This is a genomic window from Kitasatospora sp. NPDC059088 (genome assembly GCF_042738155.1).
In the GTDB taxonomy this organism is placed as follows: Bacteria; Actinomycetota; Actinomycetes; order Streptomycetales; family Streptomycetaceae; genus Kitasatospora.
Window position 1 is genome coordinate 1 of the sequence record NZ_JBHYGR010000074.1, and the last position, 8,941, is coordinate 8,941.

Annotated in this window: 12 protein-coding genes; 10 read left to right on the forward strand and 2 right to left on the reverse strand. The window is 75.2% G+C overall.

What is annotated here, in order from left to right:
- Positions 1 to 101: 101 nt before the first annotated feature.
- Both ACFWXO_RS28240 and ACFWXO_RS28245 read right to left on the reverse strand, forming a co-directional pair.
- Positions 102 to 740 (reverse strand): TIGR03085 family metal-binding protein, encoded by a 639-nt coding sequence (locus tag ACFWXO_RS28240; RefSeq protein ID WP_375893340.1) that lies wholly within the window; start codon positions 738 to 740, stop codon positions 102 to 104.
- 48 nt (positions 741 to 788) lie between these two features.
- The gene (locus ACFWXO_RS28245) at positions 789 to 1,367 is read right to left on the reverse strand and encodes a hypothetical protein (protein ID WP_380527008.1); all 579 of its coding nucleotides are present in this window, start codon (positions 1,365 to 1,367) and stop codon (positions 789 to 791) included.
- A 133-nt stretch (positions 1,368 to 1,500) separates the two neighbouring features.
- Between ACFWXO_RS28245 and hisI the strand changes: the two genes are divergently transcribed.
- The 10 genes from hisI (at position 1,501) to trpA (ending at position 8,868) form a co-directional block, all read left to right on the forward strand.
- On the forward strand, positions 1,501 to 1,872 hold the full coding sequence (hisI, locus tag ACFWXO_RS28250; RefSeq protein ID WP_375893343.1) for a phosphoribosyl-AMP cyclohydrolase: 372 nt from the start codon (positions 1,501 to 1,503) through the stop codon (positions 1,870 to 1,872).
- Between the two features lie 48 nt (positions 1,873 to 1,920).
- Complete coding sequence (locus ACFWXO_RS28255; protein WP_380527010.1) at positions 1,921 to 3,441, forward strand: anthranilate synthase component I; 1,521 nt, start codon at positions 1,921 to 1,923, stop codon at positions 3,439 to 3,441.
- 19 nt (positions 3,442 to 3,460) lie between these two features.
- Entirely contained in the window at positions 3,461 to 3,952 is a 492-nt protein-coding gene (locus ACFWXO_RS28260; RefSeq protein ID WP_375893347.1) for a Uma2 family endonuclease, read from the forward strand.
- Positions 3,949 to 4,554 (forward strand): TIGR02234 family membrane protein, encoded by a 606-nt coding sequence (locus ACFWXO_RS28265; protein WP_375893348.1) that lies wholly within the window; start codon positions 3,949 to 3,951, stop codon positions 4,552 to 4,554. Before ACFWXO_RS28260 ends, ACFWXO_RS28265 begins: the two co-directional genes overlap by 4 nt.
- Positions 4,555 to 4,741: 187 nt before the next feature.
- Entirely contained in the window at positions 4,742 to 5,017 is a 276-nt protein-coding gene (locus ACFWXO_RS28270) for an HGxxPAAW family protein (protein WP_375893350.1), read from the forward strand.
- Positions 5,018 to 5,103: 86 nt separating this feature from the next.
- Positions 5,104 to 5,544, forward strand: coding sequence for a DUF2752 domain-containing protein (locus ACFWXO_RS28275; RefSeq protein ID WP_380527013.1), 441 nt, complete (start codon positions 5,104 to 5,106; stop codon positions 5,542 to 5,544).
- A 226-nt stretch (positions 5,545 to 5,770) separates the two neighbouring features.
- A complete protein-coding gene (gene trpC, locus ACFWXO_RS28280; protein ID WP_375893352.1) occupies positions 5,771 to 6,577 on the forward strand; it encodes an indole-3-glycerol phosphate synthase TrpC in 807 nt (268 codons plus the stop codon).
- A 10-nt stretch (positions 6,578 to 6,587) separates the two neighbouring features.
- Positions 6,588 to 6,737, forward strand: a complete 150-nt coding sequence (gene trpM, locus ACFWXO_RS28285) for a tryptophan biosynthesis modulator TrpM (protein ID WP_375893354.1) — start codon at positions 6,588 to 6,590, stop codon at positions 6,735 to 6,737.
- Positions 6,738 to 6,787: 50 nt separating this feature from the next.
- Positions 6,788 to 8,056 (forward strand): tryptophan synthase subunit beta, encoded by a 1,269-nt coding sequence (gene trpB, locus ACFWXO_RS28290; protein WP_380527016.1) that lies wholly within the window; start codon positions 6,788 to 6,790, stop codon positions 8,054 to 8,056.
- A 2-nt stretch (positions 8,057 to 8,058) separates the two neighbouring features.
- Positions 8,059 to 8,868 carry a tryptophan synthase subunit alpha gene (gene trpA / locus ACFWXO_RS28295; RefSeq protein ID WP_380527018.1) on the forward strand — a complete coding sequence of 270 codons (810 nt, stop codon included), beginning with the start codon at positions 8,059 to 8,061 and terminating at the stop codon, positions 8,866 to 8,868.
- Positions 8,869 to 8,941: the final 73 nt, after the last annotated feature.

Here is an 8,941-nt window from a genome sequence, read left to right on the forward strand (position 1 = left end):
TGGGCTCCCTCCTCCGCCTTGCGATGCACGCACCCCAACGCCGCCCCGCCCGCCCGGCGGGCGGACGACGGGAGTTCGAAGACGGACCCTGGGCCCGCCTTCTACGGGAGCGGCAGGACGTGCCGGAGCGCCTCGACGGCGTCCCCGTCACCGTCCACGGCGAGCTCGGTGCGGGCCCCGCGGCCGTAGACGAACAGGACCAGCTCACCCGGTTCGCCGGTGATCCGGACCACCGGGGCGCCGGCCGGACCGACCGTCAGCGACTGCCCGTCCGGGCGGGTCAGCGCGAGCCGCACGGGGGAACGGCGGCCCGCCTCGAACCGCGCGATCATCGGCAGCCGCCGCCACAGGGCCTCGGCCCGGCCGGGCGGGACGGGCCGCACCGCCCGGTCGTCGCCCGCCCGGGCGACGTCCTCGGCGTGCACGAAGTACTCCACGGTGTTCGCCACCTCGTCCGCACCGGGCAGCGCGAACAGCGAGAACACCGGCGGCCCGGCCCGGAACAACCGCACCAGCTCCTCGTACGGGCGCTGCGCGTACCCGTCCTGCACCCGCTGGGTGTGACCGGCCAGGGCGCCGACCCGGATCCCCGCCGCCGCATCGGCCCGGCGTTCCCGGACCACCAGATGCGCGGCCAGGTCCCGGGTACTCCACCCGGCACACAGCGTGGGCGCGTCCGGCCCGGCGGCGGCGAGCAGTTCGGCGAGGCGGTGGCGCTCAGCGAGCGCGTGGTTCGACATGCCGCCAGCCTAGGGCGTGTCCTGTGCGGGCCGGGGCCTTCCCGCTGTCTACGGGTGGAGCGGGGCGGTGAGTTTGGGGCTGCCCTGTTTGTTGCCGGCGGTGAGGGTGCAGGTGTAGTCGCGCCAGCCGTCCTTGTAGTTGGCCAGGGCGGGGCCGAACTGGCGGGGGTAGTAGGTCCGGCCGGGGGGTTGGTGGGATTCGGCGGTGGTCTCGGCGGTCTTGCAGCCGTCGCGCATGGCGAGGGCGAGAGGGATCTCGCCGGTGAGGCCGTCGGGGAGCTGGAGGTTCGCGATGACCTCGCCGTCGTGGTCGCCGGCGCAGGGGCGTTGTTCGGCCTTGGTGATGACGGGGCTGAGCTGGGGGTGGTCGAAGCAGGTGCCGACCGGGAACCAGGCGTACGGGGGTTGCGGCTTGGTGGGGGTGGGGGTGGGGGTCGGGGTGGGGGTGGGGGTCGGGGTGGCCGAGGGCGGGGGCGGGGCGGCGGTGGGCTTCGGGGCGTCCTCGGGCCAGAGCAGCACGGTGGCCACCACCGCGAGCAGTACGGCCAGGACGGCGGCGACGGTGATCACCAGGCTCCGGGGCGGACGGGTGGCGGCGGCTTCGGGCGGCTGCTGCTCGGAGGTCATGGCCCCGAGGATGGACCACCGGGGCCGCCCCCGGCAGGCGGTTGGCGGAACTGACCCCGAACGGGACGCCCGCGAACGGTTCACCGCCCGGACGGAGCGGTTCGCGGCCCGGAGGGGCTGACACAATGGCCCCATGTCCACCACACCCGCCGCCCCCGGCTCCACCGCGCTCGACCCCGCGATCGCCGCCCGCCTCAAGCGCACCGAGGACGGCCTGGTCCCGGCCGTCGCGCAGCAGTACGACACCGGCGAGGTGCTGATGCTGGGCTGGATGGACGACGAGGCGCTGCACCGCACGCTCACCACCGGCCGCTGCACCTACTGGAGCCGCAGCCGCAACGAGTACTGGGTGAAGGGCGACACCTCCGGTCACGTCCAGGCGGTCAAGTCGGTGGCCCTGGACTGCGACGGCGACACCCTGCTGGTGAAGGTCGACCAGACCGGCGCGGCCTGCCACACCGGCGACCGGACCTGCTTCGACGCCGACGTCCTCCCGCTCTCCTGACCCACCCCGACCACAGCCGACTCCAGAATCCAGAAGGTGCCGCCCCGCATGGACCTCGAAGCCTTCCGCAAGCTCGCCGTCGACACCCGGGTCATCCCCGTCACCCGCAGGCTCCTCGCGGACGGCCTCACCCCGATCGGCCTGTACCGCAGCCTCGCCGAGGAGCGGCCCGGCACCTTCCTGCTGGAGTCCGCCGAGCAGGGCAACTGGTCGCGCTACTCCTTCGTGGGCGTGCACAGCGCCGCCGCGCTGACCGTCGACCCCGACGGCGGCGCCCGCTGGCTGGGCACCCCGCCGGTCGGCATCCCGACCGGTGGCGACCCGCTGGAGGTGCTGCGGGCCGCCCTGGAGGCGCTGCACACCCCGCGGCGCGCCGACGACGGCCTGCCGCCGCTGACCGGCGGCCTGGTCGGCTACCTCGGGTACGACGTCGTCCGCCGCCTGGAGAAGCTGCCGGACCTGAACCCGGACGACCTCGGGCTCCCCGAGCTGACCATGCTGCTGGCCACCGACCTCGCGGTGCTCGACCACTCCGACGGCACGGTGCTGCTGATCGCCAACGCCGTCAACCACAACGACCTGGCGAGCGGCGTGGACGAGGCGTACGCGGACGCGGTGGCGCGCCTGGACGCGATGGAGGCCGGCCTGTTGAAGCCGGTCGACCCGGGCCTGGCGACCTTCACCCCGGCCGGCCCGGGGGAGGTGCACTCGCCGTTCGGCGGGGCGCCGTACCGGGCCGCGGTGGAGGAGGTCAAGGAGCGGATCCGGGCCGGCGAGGCCTTCCAGGTGGTGCCCTCGCAGCGCTTCGAGGCGCCCTGCCCGGCCTCCGCCCTGGACGTCTACCGCGTGCTGCGCACCACCAACCCGAGCCCGTACATGTACCTGTTCCGCTTCCCCGGTCCGGACGGCGGCGCCGAGGGCGGCTTCGACGTGGTCGGCTCCAGCCCGGAGGCGCTGGTCAAGGTCACCGAGGGGGAGGCGATGCTGCACCCGATCGCCGGCACCCGGCACCGCGGCGCGACCCCGCACGAGGACGCGGCGCTGGCCGCCGAGCTGCTCGCCGACCCCAAGGAGCGGGCCGAGCACCTGATGCTGGTCGACCTGGGCCGCAACGACCTGGGGCGGGTCTGCGAGCCGGGCAGCGTCGAGGTGGTCGACTTCATGCAGATCGAGCGCTACAGCCACGTGATGCACATCGTCTCGACGGTGACCGGCAAGGTCGCCCCCGGGCGCAGCGCCTTCGACGTGCTGACGGCCTGCTTCCCGGCGGGCACCCTGTCCGGCGCGCCCAAGCCGCGGGCGATGCGGATCATCGAGGAGCTGGAGCCCACCCGCCGCGGCCTGTACGGCGGCTGCGTCGGCTACCTGGACTTCGCCGGGGACTCCGACACCGCGATCGCGATCCGCACCGCGGTGCTGCGCGACGGCACCGCGTACGTGCAGGCGGGCGCCGGCGTGGTCGCCGACTCGGACCCGCACGGCGAGGACACCGAGTGCCGCAACAAGGCGGCCGCCGTGCTGCGGGCCGTCGCCACCGCCAATACGCTGCGGAGGCCGGAACTGTCCTGAGGCGTGAGGAGGCGGCCGGATGCCCGAGCTGCCGTACGACGAGCTGCGCTGGGAGGCCGTGTTCGGCGCGGCCGTCCAGATCCGGGGCGAACTCGGGGGCCGGGGACGGGTGTTGTCCAGCGTCCTGATCGACTTCCCGGCCGCGCACGGCCCGCTCGCCCCGGACCTGGTGGTCCTCGCCGCAGGCGCCGTCCACAACGCCCGGGGCCGGTACGCGGCCGCCGCGGCCGAGGTGGTGCTGGAGGTGGCCCACCCCGGCCGCGACCACGCCTGGGCGCGGGCCTGCGCGGAGAGCGGCGTGCCGCTGTACGTGGTGGTCGACCCGGCGGCCGCCGCCTGCACCGTGCACACCGCGCCGTCCCCCGGCGGGGTGTACCGGGAGGCCGAACGGGTGCCCTTCGGCAACGACCTGTTCCTGCCGCTGGGCGGGCGCACGGTGGTGCTGCGCACGGACGAGTTCCCCACCCCGGGTACGGCGCGGGGCGTGGCCCGGGGGATAGTGGACGGGTGACCGCTGCAGACCAGACCCCCGCCCCCGCCGCTCCCGCCCCGTCCGGGGCAGGCCGCCGCACGCTCGGCGTGATGCTGCTGCTGACCGTGCTGAGCGCCGTGCTGGTGCTTACCGCGGCCGGGCGGACCTGGGCCGAGGGCCGGGCCGGCACCCTGGACGTGTCCGTCACCGGCGGCAAGATCTCCGAACTGCCCGGCGGGCTGGCCCTGGTGGGCCTGGCCGCGGCCGTCGCGGTGTTCGCGGTGCGCGGCGCGGGCCGGCTCGCGGTCGGCGCGCTGACCCTGCTGGCCGGGCTGGGCGCGGCCGCCGCCTCGGTGGCCGGGGCCTCGGACACCGCCGCGCTGGACAGCGCCGCCTCCGGCAAGCTGGCGCTGGCCGGCTCCACCGCCACCGAGGTGTCGCACACCGGCTGGCCCTGGGTCGCGCTGGCCGGCGGACTGCTGCTCGCCGTGGCCGGGCTGATCACCCTGCGCCACGGCCGCGGCTGGCCGGCCATGGGCAGCCGCTACGAGGCGCCGACCCGCAAGGCCCCGGCGAAGGCCGACACCCCCGGTGACCTGTGGAAGGCCCTGGACCGCGGCGAGGACCCGACCGCCGGGTAGCGCCCGCCTCCGGGTAGCGTCCGCCTCCGCGCGGCGCCCGCTGCTGTGCGGCGCCCGCCGTGGTGTGACGCGATAGACGGGCCACCCGCTTTGGGGGGCCGGTGTGTGGCCCGGCACAATGGGAACCGTCAACCCGCCGGCGGCCCCGCAGGCCCGGCCGGGCCCCGAGAGCCTAGGAGCACCATCGATGTCAGCAGCAGCACACGGCCACAACCCCGCCGCCTGGACCGGCGTCGTCATCTCCTTCGTCGGCTTCGGCATCGCGGGCGTCGCGATGATCCTGCCGTCGCCGCTGCTCGTCTGGGCCGGTCTGGCGGTCGTCCTGGTGGGCGGCATCGTCGGCAAGGCCATGTCGATGGCCGGCATGGGCAAGCAGGCCAGCACCAACGTCTACAAGTCGGTCGCGGAGCAGCACGCCGCCCGTCGGGCGGCCGTCGAGGCCCGCGAGGCCGTCGCCGCCTGACCAGCGGGTATTCGCACAACCGAACGGCGGGCGCGCCACGCCCGCCGTTTCGTTCCGTCCGGGCCCGGCGCGGGCACAATCGGGGCGTGAACGCCGCCCCCACCACCCCCGCCCCGCCGCCCGTGCTGCGCCGGACGGTCCCGCCGCTGGCCGCGCTGGCGGCGGTGGCCGTTCCCGCCGGGTACGTCGCGGCGGTGGACCCGAACGCCCCCGGGCACTACCCCGACTGCCCCTTCCTGGCCGCGACCGGCTGGTGGTGCCCCGGCTGCGGGGGCCTGCGCTGCGTCCACGCGCTGGCCCACGGGGACCTGACCGGCGCGCTGCACGACAACGCGGTGGCCGTCCTGCTGTTCACGGTGCTGGCGCTGCTCTGGCTGCGCTGGGCCTGGGCGGCGCTGACCGGCGGGCCGCCGGTGCGGGTCTCGGTGGGAGGTCGGCGCTGGGCGCTGATCGGCCTGCTGGTGCTGGTGTTCGCGGTGGTGCGGAACCTGCCGGTGGGCGCCGGGCTGGCTCCGCCGGTGGTCTGAGCCGGGCCCGGCGGGCCGGCGCCGACCCGGGGCCGGCCCGGCCCCGGCCGGTGGAGAGCCGGTGAAGCCGCAGCTGAGAGCCGTACCGGGGAGTGTCCCGTTCCGCGAGACGCGGGCCGGGCGGATGCGCTGTGCGCACCCGGGTGCCGATACCATCGAAGGGCCGACGGGCTCCTGCCCGTCCGGCTCGCGCTGGCGAACCAGCAGAAATGATGGGGGCTCCTGAGTGAGTGTGCTCGACTCGATCATCGAAGGGGTCCGCGAGGACCTCGCCGAGCGGCAGGCCCGGGTCTCCCTGGACGAGCTCAAGGCGCTCGCGGCCAAGGCCCCGGAGGCCAAGGACGGCGTCGCCGCCCTCAAGGGCGACGGGATCCGGGTGATCTGCGAGGTCAAGCGCTCCAGCCCGTCCAAGGGCGCGTTGGCCTCGATCGCCGACCCGGCGGCCCTGGCCCGCGACTACGCGGCCGGCGGTGCCGCGGCGATCAGCGTGCTGACCGAGCAGCGCCGCTTCGGCGGGTCGCTCGCCGACCTGGACGCCGTCCGCGCCGAGGTGGACACCCCGCTGCTGCGCAAGGACTTCATCGTCACCGCCTACCAGCTGTGGGAGGCCCGCGCCCACGGCGCCGACCTCGCGCTGCTGATCGTCGCCGCCCTCGACCAGCCGGCCCTGGTGTCGCTGATCGAGCGCGCCGAGTCGATCGGCCTCACCCCGCTGGTCGAGGTGCACGACGAGGAGGAGATCAGGCGCGCGGTGGACGCCGGGGCGCGGATCATCGGCGTCAACGCCCGCAACCTGAAGACCCTCGAAGTGGACCGCAACACCTTCGAGAACGTCGCCCACGCCATTCCGGACGGCATCGTCAAGATCGCCGAGTCCGGCGTGCGCGGCCCGCTGGACGTGATCAGCTACGCCAACCTGGGCGCCGACGCGGTGCTGGTCGGCGAGTCCCTGGTGACCGGCAAGGACCCGCGGGCCGCGGTCGCCGACCTGGTCGCGGCCGGTGCCCACCCCGCCGTCCGGCACAAGGACTGACACCGCCCCGATGAAGATCGCCACCCGACTCGCCCCCGGCTGCCGCCCGCGCGGCTGCCGCGCGCCCGCACGCCGGGTGCTGGGGCGTCGGGTGCGGTACGTGATCGGGTGCGAGCCCGGTCAGGTACCCGGACGGCGATGGCGCACGACGCGCGGCTGAACCAGCCGAACCAGACGTCACCGTCATCCATCTCCGTCAAGGGAAACCACATGTCCGAGAAGGACTACCTGCCCGGCGCCCAGGTGCCGGACGCCCGCGGCTACTTCGGCGCGTACGGCGGCCGCTTCATCCCCGAGGCGCTGGTCGCCGCGGTCGAGCAGGTCGCCGAGGAGTACGAGAAGGCCAAGACCGACCCGGCCTTCACCGCCGAGCTGGACGGGCTGCTCAAGGACTACACCGGGCGCCCGAGCCCGCTGACCGACGTGCACCGCTTCTCCGCCGAGGCGGGCGGCGCGCGGATCCTGCTCAAGCGCGAGGACCTCAACCACACCGGCTCGCACAAGATCAACAACGTGCTGGGCCAGGCCCTGCTCACCCGGCGGATGGGCAAGACCCGGATCATCGCCGAGACCGGCGCCGGCCAGCACGGGGTGGCCACCGCCACCGCCTGCGCCCTGTTCGGCTTCGACTGCACCATCTACATGGGCGAGGTCGACACCGAGCGCCAGGCGCTCAACGTCGCCCGGATGCGGATGCTCGGGGCCGAGGTCGTCGCCGTCAAGTCCGGCTCGCGGACGCTCAAGGACGCCATCAACGAGGCCTTCCGCGACTGGGTCGCCAACGTCGACTCCACCCACTACCTGTTCGGGACGGTCGCCGGGCCGCACCCCTTCCCGATGATGGTCCGCGACTTCCACCGGGTCATCGGCGTCGAGGCGCGCCAGCAGGTGCTGGACCGGACCGGGCGGCTGCCCGACGCGGTCGTGGCCTGCGTCGGCGGCGGCTCCAACGCGATGGGCATCTTCCACGAGTTCATCCCGGACGCCGGCGTGCGGCTGATCGGCTGCGAGGCGGCCGGCGAGGGCGCCGACACCCCCCGCCACGCGGCCACCCTGACCAAGGGCGACCCCGGCGTGCTGCACGGCTCCCGGACGTACGTCCTCCAGGACGAGGACGGGCAGACCATCGAGTCGCACTCCATCTCGGCCGGGCTGGACTACCCCGGCGTCGGGCCGGAGCACGCCTGGCTCAAGGACACCGGGCGGGCCGAGTACCGGCCGGTCACCGACGACGCGGCGATGCAGGCGCTGCGGCTGCTCTCCCGCACCGAGGGGATCATCCCGGCCATCGAGAGCGCCCACGCGCTGGCCGGCGCGCTGGAGCTGGGCCGCGAACTCGGACCGGAGGCGACCATCCTGGTCTCGCTCTCCGGGCGCGGCGACAAGGACATGCACACCGCGGCCCAGTACTTCGGGCTGTACGACGCGCCGGCCGGTTCCGGCGAAGCGGCCGGCGGCGCGGCCGAGGGGGGTAAGTGATCATGGCTTCGAAGCTGAGCACCGTGCTGGCGGCGGCCAAGGCCGAGGACCGGGCCGCGCTGATCGGGTACCTCCCGGCCGGGTTCCCCACGGTCGACGGCGGGATCCGGGCGGTCGACGCGCTGATCGAGGGCGGCTGCGACGTCGTCGAGATCGGACTGCCGCACTCCGACCCGGTCCTGGACGGGGCCGTGATCCAGACCGCGGACGACATCGCGCTGCGGGGCGGGGTGCGGATCAAGGACGTGCTGCGGACCGTCCAGGAGGCGGCCGCCGCCCACCCGGGGACGGCGGTGCTGGTGATGACCTACTGGAACCCGGTCGACCGGTACGGGGTGGCGCGCTTCGCGGCCGACCTGGCCGCCGCGGGCGGGGCGGGGTGCATCCTGCCGGACCTCCCGGTGGAGGAGTCCGAGGAGTGGCGCAAGGCGGCGGACGAGCACGGGCTGGACACCGTGTTCGTGGTCGCGCCGAGCAGCAAGGACGCGCGGCTGGCGGAGGTCACGGCGGCCGGGAGCGGCTTCGTCTACGCGGCCGCCGTCATGGGGGTGACCGGGACGCGGTCGGCGGTGGGCTCGCTGGCCGAGGACCTGGTCGCCCGGACCCGGGCCACCACCGACCTGCCGGTCTGCGTCGGGCTCGGCGTCTCCGACGCCGTGCAGGCGGCCGAGGTCGCCCGGTTCGCGGACGGGGTGATCGTCGGCTCCGCGTTCGTGAAGCGGATCCTGGAGGCCGGTGCGGACGAGGCCGCCGGACTGGCCGCGGTCCGCGCGCTGGCCGGGGAGCTGGCGCAGGGCGTGCGCAGGCGCTGACCCGCCGCAGCAGTCGTCGGGGGGGGGGGGCGGGCGCCCTCGCGCGGGGTGGGGCCGGGCGCTGGCTGCGCCG